This window comes from Mycobacterium sp. IDUB_28, assembly GCF_055419285.1.
The window spans coordinates 155,185-170,721 of record NZ_JBVAXK010000012.1 but is presented as its reverse complement, the minus strand read 5'-3'; the positions used below and the strand labels follow the sequence as shown (position 1 = coordinate 170,721).

The 15,537-nt window shown below is 67.0% G+C and carries 13 protein-coding genes and 3 pseudogenes; 5 read left to right on the top strand and 11 right to left on the bottom strand.

Annotated elements, in window-relative coordinates; all coding sequences use genetic code 11:
• From ACZYZ9_RS22610 to meaB, 5 genes and pseudogenes are all read right to left on the bottom strand, one after another.
• Positions 1 to 780: pseudogene (locus ACZYZ9_RS22610) on the bottom strand (sensor histidine kinase); the annotation flags it as partial.
• 13 nt (positions 781 to 793) lie between these two features.
• Positions 794 to 2,035 (bottom strand): MFS transporter, encoded by a 1,242-nt coding sequence (locus tag ACZYZ9_RS22605; RefSeq protein ID WP_463828513.1) that lies wholly within the window; start codon positions 2,033 to 2,035, stop codon positions 794 to 796.
• A 97-nt stretch (positions 2,036 to 2,132) separates the two neighbouring features.
• Entirely contained in the window at positions 2,133 to 3,650 is a 1,518-nt protein-coding gene (locus ACZYZ9_RS22600; RefSeq protein ID WP_463828502.1) for a glycosyltransferase, read from the bottom strand.
• A gap of 93 nt (positions 3,651 to 3,743) precedes the next feature.
• Entirely contained in the window at positions 3,744 to 4,856 is a 1,113-nt protein-coding gene (locus tag ACZYZ9_RS22595) for a PPE family protein (protein WP_463828501.1), read from the bottom strand.
• Between the two features lie 229 nt (positions 4,857 to 5,085).
• The gene (meaB, locus tag ACZYZ9_RS22590; protein ID WP_463828500.1) at positions 5,086 to 5,961 is read right to left on the bottom strand and encodes a methylmalonyl Co-A mutase-associated GTPase MeaB; all 876 of its coding nucleotides are present in this window, start codon (positions 5,959 to 5,961) and stop codon (positions 5,086 to 5,088) included.
• Positions 5,962 to 6,096: 135 nt separating this feature from the next.
• On the opposite strand from meaB, the gene ACZYZ9_RS22585 reads away from it, so the two are divergent.
• Positions 6,097 to 6,972 carry a proline iminopeptidase-family hydrolase gene (locus ACZYZ9_RS22585; protein WP_463828499.1) on the top strand — a complete coding sequence of 292 codons (876 nt, stop codon included), beginning with the start codon at positions 6,097 to 6,099 and terminating at the stop codon, positions 6,970 to 6,972.
• A 107-nt stretch (positions 6,973 to 7,079) separates the two neighbouring features.
• Positions 7,080 to 7,886 (top strand): transglutaminase-like domain-containing protein, encoded by an 807-nt coding sequence (locus ACZYZ9_RS22580; protein WP_463828498.1) that lies wholly within the window; start codon positions 7,080 to 7,082, stop codon positions 7,884 to 7,886.
• Here ACZYZ9_RS22580 and ACZYZ9_RS22575 read toward each other — a convergent pair.
• The 4 genes from ACZYZ9_RS22575 to ACZYZ9_RS22560 are packed head-to-tail and all read right to left on the bottom strand — an operon-like array spanning position 7,883 to position 12,022.
• On the bottom strand, positions 7,883 to 8,650 hold the full coding sequence (locus ACZYZ9_RS22575; protein WP_463828497.1) for an enoyl-CoA hydratase/isomerase family protein: 768 nt from the start codon (positions 8,648 to 8,650) through the stop codon (positions 7,883 to 7,885). The genes ACZYZ9_RS22580 and ACZYZ9_RS22575 overlap by 4 nt on opposite strands.
• 1 nt (position 8,651) lies before the next feature.
• Positions 8,652 to 9,740 carry an acyl-CoA dehydrogenase family protein gene (locus ACZYZ9_RS22570; protein ID WP_463828496.1) on the bottom strand — a complete coding sequence of 363 codons (1,089 nt, stop codon included), beginning with the start codon at positions 9,738 to 9,740 and terminating at the stop codon, positions 8,652 to 8,654.
• The gene (locus ACZYZ9_RS22565) at positions 9,727 to 10,632 is read right to left on the bottom strand and encodes an acyl-CoA dehydrogenase family protein (RefSeq protein ID WP_463828495.1); all 906 of its coding nucleotides are present in this window, start codon (positions 10,630 to 10,632) and stop codon (positions 9,727 to 9,729) included. The genes ACZYZ9_RS22570 and ACZYZ9_RS22565 overlap by 14 nt, the downstream gene beginning before the upstream one ends.
• Positions 10,610 to 12,022: a class I adenylate-forming enzyme family protein gene (locus tag ACZYZ9_RS22560; protein ID WP_463828494.1), complete on the bottom strand. Its 1,413-nt coding sequence runs from the start codon at positions 12,020 to 12,022 to the stop codon at positions 10,610 to 10,612. Before ACZYZ9_RS22560 ends, ACZYZ9_RS22565 begins: the two co-directional genes overlap by 23 nt.
• A gap of 106 nt (positions 12,023 to 12,128) precedes the next feature.
• On the opposite strand from ACZYZ9_RS22560, the gene ACZYZ9_RS22555 reads away from it, so the two are divergent.
• Both ACZYZ9_RS22555 and ACZYZ9_RS22550 read left to right on the top strand, forming a co-directional pair.
• On the top strand, positions 12,129 to 12,395 hold the full coding sequence (locus ACZYZ9_RS22555; RefSeq protein WP_463828512.1) for a 2Fe-2S iron-sulfur cluster-binding protein: 267 nt from the start codon (positions 12,129 to 12,131) through the stop codon (positions 12,393 to 12,395).
• A gap of 18 nt (positions 12,396 to 12,413) precedes the next feature.
• The gene (locus tag ACZYZ9_RS22550) at positions 12,414 to 12,728 is read left to right on the top strand and encodes a hypothetical protein (protein WP_463828493.1); all 315 of its coding nucleotides are present in this window, start codon (positions 12,414 to 12,416) and stop codon (positions 12,726 to 12,728) included.
• A 565-nt stretch (positions 12,729 to 13,293) separates the two neighbouring features.
• On the opposite strand, the pseudogene ACZYZ9_RS22545 reads toward ACZYZ9_RS22550, so the two are convergent.
• Positions 13,294 to 13,410, bottom strand: a pseudogene (locus ACZYZ9_RS22545) (helix-turn-helix domain-containing protein); the annotation flags it as partial.
• A gap of 857 nt (positions 13,411 to 14,267) precedes the next feature.
• Positions 14,268 to 14,636, bottom strand: coding sequence for a hypothetical protein (locus ACZYZ9_RS22540; RefSeq protein ID WP_463828514.1), 369 nt, complete (start codon positions 14,634 to 14,636; stop codon positions 14,268 to 14,270).
• Here ACZYZ9_RS22540 and ACZYZ9_RS22535 point away from each other — a divergent pair.
• Positions 14,551 to 15,476: pseudogene (locus ACZYZ9_RS22535) on the top strand (IS1634 family transposase); the annotation flags it as partial. The gene ACZYZ9_RS22540 and the pseudogene ACZYZ9_RS22535 overlap by 86 nt on opposite strands.
• Positions 15,477 to 15,537: the final 61 nt, after the last annotated feature.

Sequence of the window (15,537 nt, the reverse complement as noted above, 5' to 3'; positions counted from 1 at the left end):
CTCCGAGGCACTGTTCAACCCCGCCAACGCCCGATCCACCCGATCGTCATCGGGATCGTCGGCCGCCAACTCCACGACCTCCATCCGGGCGGCCAGCACATCCTGCAACGGCCCGTCGTGAATCGCCTCCGAAATCCGGCGCTGCATTTCCTCCGAGGCCGTCATCGTCTGCGCCAACAACTCCTCGCGCAACGCACTCAACCCCGCCACCGAACGAGCATGCAGTTCTTCGATACGCACCATCACCAGCGCCGCCGCACACAGAAATCCGTAGAGCCCGAACAGAAACGCGGTGTCGGGCCAGCCGATCGCCCGCTTCTGCACGTGGTCCTGAATTCCGGCGAACACGAACCCGACCAGGGTGAAGGCCAGCACCACCGCCGCCCGGCGGGTCGACATGTCCACGCCCACCAGCACCGGCAGCAGGATCATGATCAGCAACGGATAGATCCCGTCGCTGGACAGCAACTGCAGCGCGGTCAGCACCACCACGTCGATGGCGATGAAGACGAACGGCTCCAGTCGGCTCAGCTCGGCGAACCGGCTCATCCCCAGGCGCCGAAACGGCGTGAAAGCCAAGATCAGGGCGCACACGGTGGCGAAGGCGTACAGCATCACCAGGGTGATTTGCCCTCTCCATTCGGAGCGGGGGGTGGCCACCACCATGGCGCCGATCACGAAGGCCAGGACACCGACCCGGAGCACGGCGACAACACGATAGGAGCGCAACCGGTGGATGTTGCGCACCCGGTCCATTTCTGTGTCACTGGCGATCGCCACCGGAACACCGTACTCAGGACAGCACCCGCGGGCAGCCGGCGCCGGTCACAACGGCCGCCAGCGGTTTGCACAGCGCGGCGCCGAGCAAACCGATGGCCAGTGTCGCGACCGCGAGCGTGGCGCGCCCCCCGAGGGGCAGACTGCACGCGACCAGGACCGGCGCGACGACCGAGGCGATCGCGGTGGTCATCGACCAGATCCCTTGATAGAGACCCCGGTTCGCGGCCGGCGCGATGCGGTGCACGACGCCGGCGGCCACCACGAACCAGATGATCTCACCGGGCGAGCACGCGATCGCGGTCACGCTGAACGCCAGCGTGGTGTGGGCCAGCGCCGAGACGCCCATGCAGACCGTCACCCAGGCACCCGCGCCGGCCAGGATGTCCAGTCGCGGGCCGGCGGCGAGCTGCGCGCTCAGCCAGGGCGTGATCAACGGGGTGAACGCGATGACCGCCACTGCGTTGACGAGTTGCACGCACCCGTAGGCGCCGGCCCCCAGACCCGACTCGGCCATCAGCATCGGCACCGCGGCGAAGATGCCCATCAGTGCGGTCAGGCTGGCCAGGCTGGATGCGAACAACAGCAGCAGGCGGCGGTCCGAGAACGCCTGCCGGTAGCTGCTCGGCCCGGGTGGCGAGTCGGTCGGGCGACGGGTGCCGGCCGGGATGCATCGGGCCGACACCAGTGCGAAGGCCGCGCAGGCCAGGGCGTTGACCCAGTACAGCACGGGAGTGCCACACCAGTCGGCGGTCAGACCACCGATGCCACCGGTGATGGCGGCACCCACGTTGAGGACCCACCCGTAACGCCAGCTGTCCAACCGCGCCCGCCGCTGCGGATCTGTCACCAACTCGGTGATGGCGGCGCCCAGCACCAGGCGCGGAGCATCGCAGACCAGGCCGGCGACCGCGGCCCCGAGCAGCAGCGTCGCCAAGTCGTGGGCCCCGGCCAGCACGACGAGCACCGCGGCCGCGACCGACATGGTGGACACCAGCGTGGTTCGGGTACCGATGCGGTCGATCAGGCGGCCGCACAGCAGTTGGCCTGCCGCCCAGCCGACGCCGTAGGCCGCCAGCACAGCACCGACAGCGCCTGCGGCGTAACCGCGGCCCGCGACGTGGTAGGCCATGAACGGGTAGGCGAATCCGGCCGAACGAACCACCAGGTTCCCGCCCAGCAGCAGCCAGATCACCGTCGAATGATCTTCGGTGTGGGTCTGCTGCGCGACGCTGGGGATCCGGTCCTCGACCGCCACTGTGCTCACGTAACTGACGGTAGAAAGTGCAACGCGGCCGCAGTACCTCCGATCGGCCCGACAACGGGTTGACCGCCTGTCCGCCGATCGGGGGACATCAGGCCGCCAGGGCCTGCGGCACCGCGGGCTGCGGGGCCGGGACGGAGCCGCGGTGCGCGGTCTTCTCCCACAGGAACGGGGCGGTGACCAGTTGATAGAGCGCCCGCCACGCCGCCACCCAGTGCGCGATCCAGTACAGCGGCAGCGCAAGGATCGCGCGGAGGTGGCTCCAGCGGCGTTCGCCGTACGCCAGGTAGGTGGTGAGAAGCCAGGCCAGCGTGCTCACCGCCTGCACCCCACCGATCAGCAAGGGATCGGCCTCGACCTGCACCAGCCCCCCGTAGCCGAGCATGTCGGCGACGCCGAGTCCGAAAATCATTGTCTGCGCCAGGAATTGGACCGGCATGCCGAACACGAAGATCAGCAGGGTCAGCAGCCCGCGGGGACCGAACCGTCGCATCGCGTCGCGGGGCGACCGAGTGTGGACCAGCCCGGTGAGCAGAAACCCCTTGTGCCAGCGGGTGCGCTGGGAGATCCAGTCACGCAACCGGTCCGGGGCATCGCCGTAGGTGACCGAGTCGACGACATCCGACCGGTAGCCCAACGCGTGCAGGCGCATCCCCAGATCAGCGTCTTCGGAGACATTCCAGGCGTCCCAGCCGCCCACCCTGCGCAGCACCTCCGTGCGGAAGTGGTTGCTGGTGCCACCGAGTGGAAACGGCGCACCCAGGGCGGCCAGACCCGGCACCGTCATGCGGAAGCGGCGCGCATACTCCACCCCGAAGCAGTGCGCCAGGAGGCTGGTCTCGACGTTGCTGGTCTGCAAAACCGCTTGGACACAGGCGAGTTCGGCATTGTCGTCGGCGAAGACCGCCGCGGTTCGGCGGAGTTGGTCGGGCTCGGGACGGTCCTCCGCGTCGAAGATCACCAGCAACTCGCCCTTGGCCACCAGTAGGCCGGCGTTGCACGAGCGCGGTTTGGTGCGCGGCGGCCCGGGCGGCACCTGCAGCACGCGCATGTGCGACGGCGGCTGCGCGGCGGCGATCGCCGCCTGGGTCTCGACGTCGGTCCGTTCGACCAGGAACAGGACCTCGAGCCGCTCGGCCGGGTAGTTCAGCTTGGCCAGGCATCCGACCAGATCGCCGATGACCTCTTCCTCGCGGTAGGCCGGAACCAGCACGGTGTAACTGGGTAGCTGTTCGTCGGTCAGCACCGGACCGGGTTGACGGGCCCGATCCGCGCAGCGTCGCCGACCTGCGATCGCGACGGCGACCGACACCGCCACAATCAGCGAGGTGACCGCCAGCAGGGTGATCAGCAGTGCCGACGGCGCGACCACCGCAGCGACGACGCACGCTGCCCCGACAGTCTGGGCAAAACGTTTCTGCCACAACAGGATTCCATGCCGAGCGGACATCTGCGGATGGGTCTCGGCGAAGTCGTGCAGGATGGTGTGCGCGACTTCGGTCGCACACTCGGTGAAGACCTGGTCCTGCAGTGGGGCCGGCCGCAAGTGCAGATCAGCCAACGTTGTGGGCGGGTGAGCGGGGACTGCGAGCGGGGCGATTGTCGTCACGCCTGGAACGGTATTGACGATCACATTTCGGCAACTCCACCGATCGGGCCGTGCGGGGGCGGAGGCCGGTCGGACGATCGGGGGACACCACGGCTATCCGACCAGCGAGGGGAGCACTCGCAGCGGTGCGATTCCGTCCTGGATCGCGACTCCGGCCGCCTGGGCGCGTCCGGAGCCGGCCCCCACCGGCAGCCCGCCCAGCAGTTCCGGAGCAGCCGAACCCATCAACGGTGCGACTCCGCTGACCGTGCCCGGCAGCGCCCCCACCGCGGCGTGGCTCAGGGTCGGTGCCGATGCGGCCCAGGCTCGCGGGACCGACAGCGCCCCCACCGACGAGGCTTCACCGAGCGCCGCGGACACCGATCCGGCTGCGCCTACCGACGAGGCCGAGACAGCACCCAGTGCGTTTGCCGCAGCGGATCCCACCGATGCCGCGATCTGACCGCCGACGCCTGCGACCGCGGGGAACAGGCCGTTGATCGTCGACATCATCGACATCATCAGGCCGGCCGAAGACGTGCACACGAAGAACGGCGTGCCGAAGATGCTCATCAGGGTGTCCAGATCGGTGATCCACCCGGGCAGCACGGTGTCGCCGATCGAACCCAGTTGGGTCAACACCGTCACGACGCTTCCGGCGGCGGCCACCGCCCCGGTTGTCTGACTCGCCACCCCGGCCGGGTTGACGACTTGCGGCGGCTCGGCGAACGGGGTCAACCGGGCGGCGGCGGCCGAGGCGGCGGCGTAGCCGTACATGGCGGCTGCGTCCTGTGCCCACATCTCGCCGTACCGGGTCTCGGCGAGCGCGATAGCCGGCATGTTCTGACCCAGGTAATTGGTGGCGACCAGGGTGGCCAGCTGCGCGCGATTGGCCGCCACCTGGGCGGGATGCACCGTCATCGCGTAGGCGGTCTCGTAGGCGGCGACGGCGGCTTTGGCCTGGCCGGCGGTCGCCTCGGCCTGCGCGGCGGTCGCATCGAGCCAGGCCGCATACGGTGTGGCAGCGGCAACCATGGCGGTGGCCGCGGCCCCCAGGAAGGGACCGCTGACCAGATCGGTGATCACCGATTCGAAAGCTGTTGCCGTGACTCTCAATTCGACCGCGAGCTCGTCCCAGGCGGCGGCGGCCGTCAGCATCGATCCGGCACCCGGCCCTGCGTACATCCGCCCGGAGTTGACCTCCGGCGGCAATGCCCCGTAAACCATCTGCTGCCGTGCTCTTTCAGCGATCCGCTGCGGCGTTGCCGGCGGTCATCGTGGTGTCGACCGACCCTCGGTTTCCCGCGGCCGAGATCAACAGGTAGGACTGGTGCGGCACGATTGGCGACATGGCGTTCAGCGTGCCGCCCGGCGGTGTTGCTGTCTGTCGGGTGAGCGGCCACCCGCCGGTTGAATCGGGATGTCCCCCGATCGTGGGAGGGCAGGCCCCGCAGGTTCAATCCTGTTGCTGGGGCGACAGCAACCGTTCGGCCGCGGCATAGGGATCGTCGTGGCCGTCGACCACCGACTCGGCGAGCCGATCGAGGTCGGTGCGGGCACGCAACCTGGTCTGCGCCAGCGAGAGGATCTGCGCCCGGGCGCGGGCCAGCCGACGGGCGCGGTTGTCGGCGCGATGGTGAGCGTCGATCGCGTCCACCAGTTCGGTCAGACCCTCGCCCCGGGCAGCGACCAGGCTCACGATCGGAGCTTTGGTCTCCGCGCGCAGGTCCCGCACGGTCTGCTCGGCACCCTCGCGGTCGGCCTTGTTCACCACCACGATGTCAGCGACCTCCAGCACGCCGGCTTTCGCGGCCTGCACCGCGTCGCCGGCCCCGGGGTTCAGGATGACGATGGTCGGATCGGCCACCGCAGCGATCTCGATCTCGGACTGTCCCACCCCGACGGTTTCGGCGAGCACCACGTCGTAGCCGATCGCCCCGAGCAGCGCGATGGCGGCAGGCACGGCCGCGGCCAGGCCCCCGAGGTGACCGCGACTGGCCACCGAGCGGATCAGCACGTCGGAATCGTTGATGTGCGCGGTCATTCGGATCCGGTCGCCCAGCAGTGCGCCTCCGCTGAACGGTGACGACGGGTCCACGGCCAACACCGCGACCCGGCATTCGCGCTGCCGGTATGCACCGACCAACGCGCCGATGGTCGTCGACTTACCCGCACCCGGCGGGCCGGTGATGCCGATGACCCGGACCGGCTGTGCCGCGCCGATGCCGGCCAATACCTCGTCGCGGCGCTCGCTTTCGACCAGGCTCAGCAACCGGCCCGCGGCACGTGGAGATCCGTTGCGGGCCTTGCCGATCAGATCGGATACGTCCATGGTGGTGCGCTACGCCCTTCCGCGCCAAAATGAGAACACTATTCTCTCAGTTAGAGAGTACGAGTTGCAAGGTTGCCCGCGCGCCGCCGGGGTGCTCCGTGCGATCCTGGGTGCCCGTCCCGAAGGAGGCTGCCGGTGACCGAGTCGAGGATCGCGGTGCCGGGCGGCACGGTATGGGCGAAGCGGGTGGGCCCGTCCAACGAGACAGCCTCCGGTCGACCGTTGCTCGTCGTGCACGGCGGCCCGGGGTTGCCGCACTACTACCTGAGTTCGTTGCAGCGGCTGGCCGACGACCGCGAGGTGGTCTTCTGGGATCAACTCGGTTGCGGCAACTCCGAGCGACCGTCGAACCCCGACCTGTGGACCATGCAGCGGTCCGTGGCCGAACTGGATGCGGTGGTAACGGCTCTCGGTCTCAACGACTTTCACATCTTCGGCAATTCCTGGGGCGCGATGCTGGCGCAGCAGTATCTGCTGGACATCGCCTGCAGCGCCGTCAGCTTCACCATCTCCAACAGCGCCGCCTCCATCCCTGCGTTCGCCGCCAACGTCGCACGGCTCAAGGGCGAGCTGGACCCTGCCACCCGGGACGCCATCGATCGTCACGAGGCGGCCGGTACCACCGATTCGGCCGAGTACCGGGCCGCCGTCACCACTTGGAACGAAACCTTCCTGTGCCGCCGCCTGCCGTGGCCGACAGATCTCTATCGGGCTTTCCAGAACATGGGCACCGAAATCTTCGAAACAATGTTCGGCCCCAGCGACTTTCATATCGTCGGGACCATCCGCGACTGGGACGTGCTCGATCGGCTCAGCGAGATCACAGTGCCGACACTGCTGCTGGCGGGCCGGTTCGACGAATGCTCGCCCGACCACATGCGCGAGATGCATGAGCGCATCCCCGGTTCGCGCTATGAGTTCTTCGAGAACAGCGCGCATCTGCCATTCATCGAAGAGCCGACTCGGTTCGATAGGGTGATGCGGGAGTTTCTCCGGCAGCACGACTGCTGACAAAAGCTCCCGGGTGTGCGTGAAGTGCCCAGGTGCGGGTATAGGCCACGCATGATTGGCTGCACGCCATGAAGTTGCGACGGAATCGAAACAAGGGGGGCGCGTCGATGAAGCGTGAGGTTGCGGCAAGTCTGCAGGTCGGTATTTCTGAACCCACCGCGCTGGAATTCCAGATCGCGGTCGCCCGGCTGCCGGGCCTGGACGTGAACGAGTCGCTGACCGCGACCCTGGACGGGAAACCCGTCTCGCTGCGTGAGATCAACGGCGAATACGGCACCCGCATCCACACCGCCGACCTCGGCGCCGGTGAGCTCAACGTCGAGTACCAGGCCACCGTCGTCGGACGTGCCGAGCCACTTCCGGTCAAGGAGATCGAAGTCTCGACCTACCTGCGGCCGAGCCGCTACGCCGAGGCGGACAAGTTCTTCGGATTCGCCGCCACCGAGTTCGGTCAGTACACGAACCAGTCCGTGACACTGCTGGAGAAGGTGTCGTCGTGGGTGGGGACGCGGCTGCAGTATGTTCCGGGCTCCAGCGATCCGATCGACGGAGCGACCGACACGCTGCTGGCCGGTGCCGGCGTGTGCCGCGACTACGCGCACCTGGTGATCGCGCTGCTGCGCGCTGTCAACGTGCCCGCCCGACTGGTCTCGGTGTACGCGCCCGGGTGTGACCCGATGGACTTCCACGCCGTGGCCGAAGCGCTGATCGACGGACAGTGGCGGGTAGTGGACGCGACGTGCCTGGCGCCGCGCCAGACCATGCTGCGCATCGCCACGGGCCGGGACGCGGCCGACACCGCCTTCCTGGACAACCATGGCGGCGGGATCGACCTGACCAACATGGTCGTCACCGCGATCAGCAGCGACGACCTGCCGCGCGACTCGGTCGAGGACCTGGTCTCGCTCGGCTAGTTCTTGCCCGCGTTCAGCTTGCTGACGATCGAGCGGAAGTCCTCGGTCACAAACGACTGGTGCTCGGCCGACAGCGCGTAGTCGATGCTGGCCAGCACCGCACGCTCCAGGTGGATGTTGAGCACCCGCTTGGTGCTTTCCACAGCCTGCTGCGGCAACTCGAGGATGCGTGTGGCGCACGCCACCGCTTCGGCCACCGGGTCCTCGACCACATGGTTGGCCAGGCCCAGCTCGACTGCCCTTTCGGCGCGAATCCTGGTGCCGGTCAAGGCATATTCCTTGGCCAACAGCAGACTGATGTGCAGCGGCCAGGTCAGCGGCCCACCGTCGGCGGCCACCAATCCCACCTGCACGTGCGGGTCGGCCAGGAACGCGTGCGGGGCGATGTAGACGATGTCGCTTAACGCGACCAGGCTGCACCCCAACCCGACGGCGGGTCCGTTGACCGCCGCGACCACCGGGATCCGGCACCGTGCCATACCCAGCACGATTTCGCGTCCGTCCCGAATTGTCTTGGCGCGCAGGTCGGCGTCCTCGGCCAGCTCCGCGAGGTAGGCGAAGTCGCCACCGGCCGAAAATGCTTTACCGGCGCCGGTGAGCACCGCCGCACGCGCCGTGGGGTCGTCGGTCAGTCGCTGCCACAACCGCGCCAGCCCGACGTGCAAATTGTCGTTGACCGCATTGAGGTCATCGGGACGGTTGAGCGTGATGATCCGCAGCGGACCGTCGGCGCGCACATCGATTTCGCTTGGCATGTCGTACATTTCAGACTCCCAGTCCCAGGATTCGCGAGGCGATGATGTTCTTCTGTATCTGCGAGGTGCCGCCCATCACGCTTTGCGCGCGGCTGTACAGGTAGGCACTGAGCAGGTCCGGATCGCGGGTGCCGCCGACGGCCAGCGCCGCATGTCCGACGGATTGTTCCACCCAGGTCATCAAGAGCTTATCCAGCGAGCCCTCAGGTCCGTGCGACACGCCGTCGAGTTGTTCGGACAGCCGCCGCCGCACGTGGTGGGTGAGCATCTGCGCCTGGACAGCTGCCCATGCCACGTCGTCGTCGACCTCACCGTCGCTGCGCGCCACCAGTTGCGCGACCAGTTTGTTGTACCGGGCCGCGTAACCCAGGGTGGACGGTTCGCGTTCGTGCCCGACGACGGTCATGGCCACTGCCCACCCATCGCCGGGGGCACCCACCATGCGGTCCGCCGGGACCCGGGCACCGTCGAAAGTCACCTGGCCGAATTCGTTGGTGACGCCGTTGATCATGCGCAGCGGACGTTGTTGTACACCAGGCTGTTTCATCGAAACGATGAAAGCCGACAGGCCGCGGTGCCGCTTGGCGGCGGGGTCGGTTCGCGCCAGCAGCAGACACCAGTCGGCGACGTCGGAGTAACTGGTCCAGATCTTGTGCCCGTTGATCACGTACTCGTGGCCTTCGCGGGTGGCGGTAGTGGTCAACGACGCCAGGTCCGAACCGGCACCCGGCTCGCTGAACCCCTGGCACCAGCGCTCGGTGCCGTTGATGATGCCGGGCACGAAGCGTTGCCGCAGTTCGTCGCTGCCGTGCCGGCCGATGCCGATGACCAGGTAGCCGACGCTGGGCCGTGGCGGAGCACCGGCGCGGGCCAGCTCCTCGTCGACGATGACGTCGTACACCGGCGGCAACTCCCGGCCGCCGTACTCGCGCGGCCACGACAGACCGAAGAAACCCTCTTCGTACAACGCGCGGTGCCAGTCGGCCTGCCGGGCCCAGTACTCGTCGCCCGACCCGCCGAACTCCTTGGCGTGCAACGAAAGCCAGGACCGCAGCCGGTTGCGGAAGTCGGCCTCCTGCGGCGAATCACGAAAGTCCACGACCGACCTCCTTCAGGGTGACCGGCCACAGCTCGGTCGACGTCAGCGCCCGGCGCAGGTACACGTGCACCAGGCATTCCCAGGTGTTGCCGATGCCACCGTGCACCTGTATCGCGGTCTCGCAGACGGTGCGGGCGGCCCGGGCGCAGTAGACCTTGGCCACCTGCGCGGCCCGGATCGCTTCGGCGGGGTCGAGTTCGTCGACCGCCCATGCCGCGTGGCGCAGCACGCTCACCGAACCTTCGATCAGCGCCAGACTTTCGGCCAGCAGGTGGGCGACGGCCTGATACGACCCGATCGGTTTGCCGTACTGCTCCCGCAGCTTGGCGTAGTCACAGGCGGTGGCGTGCGCGCCGCGGGCGGCTCCGACCAGGTCGGCGGCCGTGGCCACCAAGGCAAGTGCCCGCCATCGGCCGGCGGCCTCCGCGGACACCTCCCCCAGCGGCGTCGGGGATCCGGCAATCGACGCACACGTCCGGGTCAGATCGGCACCACCGTCGTCGCCGCCGAGATCGACGACCGAGACCGTGGTGCCGGAGAGCAGCAACGCCCGCTGATAGCCGCGCGCGTCGACGGCGCGATCGTCCACCGCGATGGTCACCGGTCCGACGTCGGCATCGAGGTGGCGGGCCAGGTCGCCGGCGAGCACCGGCCCCAGGAAGGGTGCGTCGACCAACCGGCGGCCGAATTCCTCTGCGACGATGGCTACTTCGACCCCAGAGGCCTCATCCGAGCGCAGCGATCGCCATCCGGTCAGGTCAATCTGCTTGTCCAGTCTGCCGATTCGGCTCTGGTCGGCCAGGTCCTGTACCGCCCCGGCGCCCAGGTCGTCGGCCATCTTGGCGGCGGCGTCACGTAGTTGCTGTTGTTCAGCTGTCAGACGTACATCCATAGCTCTCCTTGAGCACTCTGCGGAGCACCTTGCCCGAGGGCAGGCGGGGAATATCGGGCACGAACACCACCCGGCTCAATCGTTTGTAGGACGCCAGTTCCGCTTCGACGCGTTCAGCGAGTTCGGCTGCGAGCGCGGTGCTTTGGCCGGCCGCGTGGGTGGTCACGGCCGCCACCACAGCTTCGCCGTTGACACCGTCGGGCACACCGAACACCGCGCAGTCGTGGACGGCGGGATGACCGTGCAACACGGTCTCGATCTCGACCGGTGCGATCTGGAATCCGCGTACCTTGATCATCTCTTTGAGACGGTCGGTGATGCGCAGCCAGCCGCCATCGTCCAGCGCGCCGACGTCCCCGGTGCGATACCAACCGTCACTGAGCACTTCGGCGGTCGCCTCGGCCGGCAGGTAGCCCGCCATCATCGAATTCGACCGCGCCTGGATCTCGCCGACGTCACCCGGGCCGACGGGCTCGCCGGTGTCCGGGCAGACCACCCGCAGTTGCACGCCGGACACCGCCCGGCCGACCGAGTCCAGCCTCGATCCGACGACGGGGTTGCAGGCGATGACCGGGAGCTCGGTGGTGCCGTAGGCGGGGACCCAGCAGATGCCGGTGCGTCGGGTGACGGTTTCAGCGATGCTGGCCGTCACCGGTGTGGCACCCCACATGATGTAACGCAGTGACGACAGGTCGTAGGACTCGAGGCCGGGATGGGAGGCGATGGCCAATGCAACGGGGGCGACGGCCATTTCGACGGTGATGCGATCGGATTCGATGTGCCGCAGCATCCGGTCGATGTCGAATCGGCGGTGCAGCCGCAACCATGTCCCGGTGCGCAATGCGGTCAGGATGTTCAACAGGCCCAGAATGTGGGACGGTGGGGTGGCGACCTGGATCCGGTCGCGACCGGTCAGCTGCAGCGCTTCGCGCCAGTGCTGCACCGAGGCGTCCAGCGAAGCATGGGTGTGTCGCACCGCCTTCGGCAGTCCCGTGGTGCCGGAACTGAACACCAGGACCGCATCGCCGGGCGCCGACCCGGCATTCCCCGGTGCACCGGGACCGACCGGTTCGTCCAGGTGCAGCATCGGCATCAGACCGGCCAGCACCGGGTTGTCCCCGATCGCATGGGCCGGGTCGGTCAGCGCAAGGGCGTGCTCGACCTCGGCCCGCTTCCAGGCCGGGCTGAGTAGCACCGCCGTGGCCCCCAGCCGCCAGATCGCCTGCAGGGCGATGAAGAACTCGGGCCGGTTGGACGCCATCACCGCGACCCGCTGACCCGCGTGGACGTTCCGCTTCCGCAGCGTGGCAGCCAGTCCGTCGGTCAGCGCGTCGAGGTCAGACAGGCTGTATTGCCGGTCCTCGAACGCGAGCGCGGCCGGCTCGGTCACGTCTCGATCCTCCAACCGTCTGAGAAGACCCTATCGTCTAATGAGAATACTATTCTCTATAGTGAAGAATACAAAGTGCAGGGAGGTGCGCGTGACGGAGGCCGGCATGGTGACGATTCACCTCGACCGCAAGAAGGTGTCGGTGCCGTTGGTCCCCGGCGAGACGCTGCTGGAAAGCGCGCGACGAGCCGGGCTCGAACCGCCGTTCAACTGCGAGGCCGGCAACTGCGGGACGTGCATGGCGCACCTCACCGAAGGCACCGCGACGATGCGGATCAACGACGCCCTCGACGACGACGAGGTCGAGGACGGCTACATTCTGACCTGCCAGGCCGTGCCGGACGCGGCACCGATCACCGTGCACTACGAGTAGCCACCAGGGAGGCGGCACATGGCCAGAGGGATCATCTACGTCGAGACCTACCCCAGTGCGCCGGACCGCGAGCAGGAGTACAACACCTGGTACGACGAGGTGCACCTGGGCGAACTCGTGGCGCTCGACGGCATCATCTCGGCACGCCGGTTACGCCCGATCGACGGTGACGGGCCGTACGTCGCGCTGTACGAGATCGAGGGTGACGACCTGCCGGCCATATTGCAGGGCATGAGCACTGCCAAGCTGACCATGTCCAGTGCGCTGCAACTCGATCCGCCGCCGATACCGCGATTGCTCGAGGTGATCACCGACCACAACCCGTCGGACTAGCTGCCGCGCTCAGCTTCTACAGGAGTTGCTCAATCCGACGTTGATGAGGCGCGTAGATGAAGGGCCCCGACTTCTGCGCGGCGGCTGCGATCGCCTTGAAAATTAGCGATGAACCGGCTCGCCGCATCCTTTGCCGCAATCTTTGCATTCGCAATGCAGAACACGCGTGCAGACACCGCAACCACCGTATGCGGCATCCTCGGGCAAAACCCACTGACACCGACTGCACCGCGGCGGCGACCGAGCCGCCAACAGCGCCCTACATTCTGCCGCAGTCGTCCGGCAGCGCTATGACCCACGCAGCCGCGCCTACGCCGACCGTCGCACCACCGAGGGCCTATCCATGCCCGAAATTATCCGCTGCCAAAGCGCTACCTCGCCCGCGAAATCTTCCACACCCTGCGCGCCGTTTACGCCCAACTCAGCACTTGACATCTGTAGGAGCGTCCTTCGCGACCCTCCCGGGCGTCCTTCTCCAGCTCGGCCTCGGCCAGCAGCCGCTTGAGGCGGGCGTTCTGCTCGCGCATCTCTTGAGTTCCTTGCCGGCGTCGGTGTCCACCCCGCCGCCGTAGGCGCGACGCCAGTTGTACAGAGTGGCCGGCGAGACGCCGAGTTCGGTGGCGATCTCCTCGCCGGTCTTATCTTCTGCGGCAGGATCATCCGCACGGCGTAACTTGCGCACGATTTCATCGTCCCGCGGCCCGATATCAGGCCACAGGACACTAAAACCAGTTGGACAAATTCAGCGGGAACACGCCAGAACAACCGCAACGACTCTCGGCAGGGACCGTGGAAGCGGTGGTTGCGCGTCTTTGGCGGCGTCGTCAACGTTCCGCGCGTCACCTAGCGGCACCGTGAAACGGTGCCGGCGCGGCTTCGCCGAGCCCGGCCAGTTTCCGCCGATTGAGGTCAGTAGTTGTTCTGTTGTTGCCAGGAACTCATCGATACGGTGTGCCCGCACCCGCATGCAACGGTGGTTCGCATGAACTGTTTCTGCACTTGTGCATTTACGTCGTGGTAGCAGACAGGACAGTTGCCGCGAATAATTGAGGGGATTTGGGCGAGGTGAGCGGCCACTGCATCCGCCCGCTGGCCGAACACATTCAGTCCGCTAGCCCTCTCCCGCCGCGCGCGTTGCTCGGCCAAGTACTCTTTCCAACTCTGTCTGGCCACGTGAACCTCCGATTTCGAAACCGCCTTCTGACTGTTGAGACGCTACGCCTCAGAAATCACCTGTGGCACTGAACGTGGCGAGTCCTCGACAAACAACTCGCACTAAGCGGCGCCGGTCGGATTATTGGCCATTGATTACGAGTCGAGGTAGGCACCTGTCCCCCTTGTCACCCGCCGGAGCAGCTGCGGGCGCCCGAGCTGGGGCGGGCGCACCCCCACCATTACCGCAATCCGGGCCCAACGTGTTCAAAGTGTGGGTCTCTATGTCGACGTCAGGAACGAAGTGTCCGTCAGATGTCTTGTATAGGTCATCCCAGCCGCCGTTCGACATATCGAAGCTGAAATAACATGCCCGTGGTGTGAAGTTCAGTCCTGGCCGAAGTTCGGGTTCGGGCCGTTCATGCGCTGCGTGGTCTTCGCCTTCACCGTCGCCGTGGAGTTAACACTCGCGGGGGCCGCAACTCGAATGGTAAGCATGACGGTCATTGCCGCTACAGCCGCGATCCTTGAACTGTTGTAGTTCTGAAGCTTCTCAAACCTGACTTTTATCACTATCGCGGCGGTTACGACGATGTAGGCCTGTGACCTGTTGTTTTGGGTGGCGGGGAGTAGGAATTTGAGCACTAGTCGTGGGTCGTAAGCTGCCCGGGTGGCCCATGTCCGCACGGTGAAGACCGCCTCGGGGGTGACTGCGGTGCAGATCGTGTGGTCCAACCGGCGCGGTTCCCGCAACATCGAGCACCTCGGATCTGCCCATGACGAGGTCGGTGTCGCGGCGCTGAAGCCGCTGGAGCGTAGCGGATCGCCGGAGGCCAGGACCAGCTCGATCTGGGACTGGACTCCGGCGTGGACGCCGAGCCGTTGCCGATCACGTCCTCTCGGGCCCATCATCTGTGGTCGGCGCTGTCCGATGTCTATGACATGCTAGGTTTCGAGGAGGCCGCCGGCGGTGACGAGGTGTTCCGCCAGTTGGTGTTGGCCCGGATCATCGAGCCCACCAGCAAGGCTGACTCCCCGCGGGTGATCGAGGAAGCCGGCATCACCGCGGTGTCGTATCGACACTGAAACGCCGCCTGCCGGTATTCGCCAAACCCGGCTTCCGGCAAGCACTTTCAGTCGCCTGCGCCGCCCACGCGCAGCTCGGCCCGGCCAGCCTGGAGTTTTTCGATGTCAGCACTTTGTATTTCGAGACCGATGCCGGCGACGGGTTCCGCGAACCCGGGTTCTCCAAGGAACGCCGGCTGGAGCGCAAATCACTCTCGGGCTGCTCACCGACGCCTGTGGGCTGCCGCTGATGGTGGAGGCCTTCGAGGGCAACAAGGCCGAGACCGCGTCCATGCTGCCGGTCATCACCGCGTTCAAGAAGGCCCATCAGCTCGCCGATGTCACCGTGGTCGCCGACGCCGGATGATCTCGGAGGGCAACCAGACCGCGCCGGCCGCCGCCGGGCTGACCTATGTGCTCGGCGCGCGAATGCCGCATCTGCCGTCGGTGGTCACCGAATGGCAGCACACACACCCCGGCCAGGAGACGCCCGATCAGCTGGTGCTGACCCAGCGGTGGTTCGCCGGTTCTTGTTGGATAGGTGGCGAGGGCGCCGTTGATGTCGCCGCACATCGATTGGACTATCCCAAGG

What these genes read in the sequence shown, in the direction of transcription:
- ACZYZ9_RS22595 (WP_463828501.1), bottom strand. Translation starts at nt 4,856, where the DNA reads ATGGTTTACGGGGCATTGCCGCCGGAGGTCAACTCCGGGCGGATGTAC.
- meaB (WP_463828500.1), bottom strand. Translation starts at nt 5,961, where the DNA reads ATGGACGTATCCGATCTGATCGGCAAGGCCCGCAACGGATCTCCACGT.
- ACZYZ9_RS22580 (WP_463828498.1), top strand. Translation starts at nt 7,080, where the DNA reads ATGAAGCGTGAGGTTGCGGCAAGTCTGCAGGTCGGTATTTCTGAACCC.
- ACZYZ9_RS22575 (WP_463828497.1), bottom strand. Translation starts at nt 8,650, where the DNA reads ATGTACGACATGCCAAGCGAAATCGATGTGCGCGCCGACGGTCCGCTG.
- ACZYZ9_RS22565 (WP_463828495.1), bottom strand. Translation starts at nt 10,632, where the DNA reads ATGGATGTACGTCTGACAGCTGAACAACAGCAACTACGTGACGCCGCC.
- ACZYZ9_RS22555 (WP_463828512.1), top strand. Translation starts at nt 12,129, where the DNA reads ATGGTGACGATTCACCTCGACCGCAAGAAGGTGTCGGTGCCGTTGGTC.
- ACZYZ9_RS22550 (WP_463828493.1), top strand. Translation starts at nt 12,414, where the DNA reads ATGGCCAGAGGGATCATCTACGTCGAGACCTACCCCAGTGCGCCGGAC.
- ACZYZ9_RS22540 (WP_463828514.1), bottom strand. Translation starts at nt 14,636, where the DNA reads ATGTTGCGGGAACCGCGCCGGTTGGACCACACGATCTGCACCGCAGTC.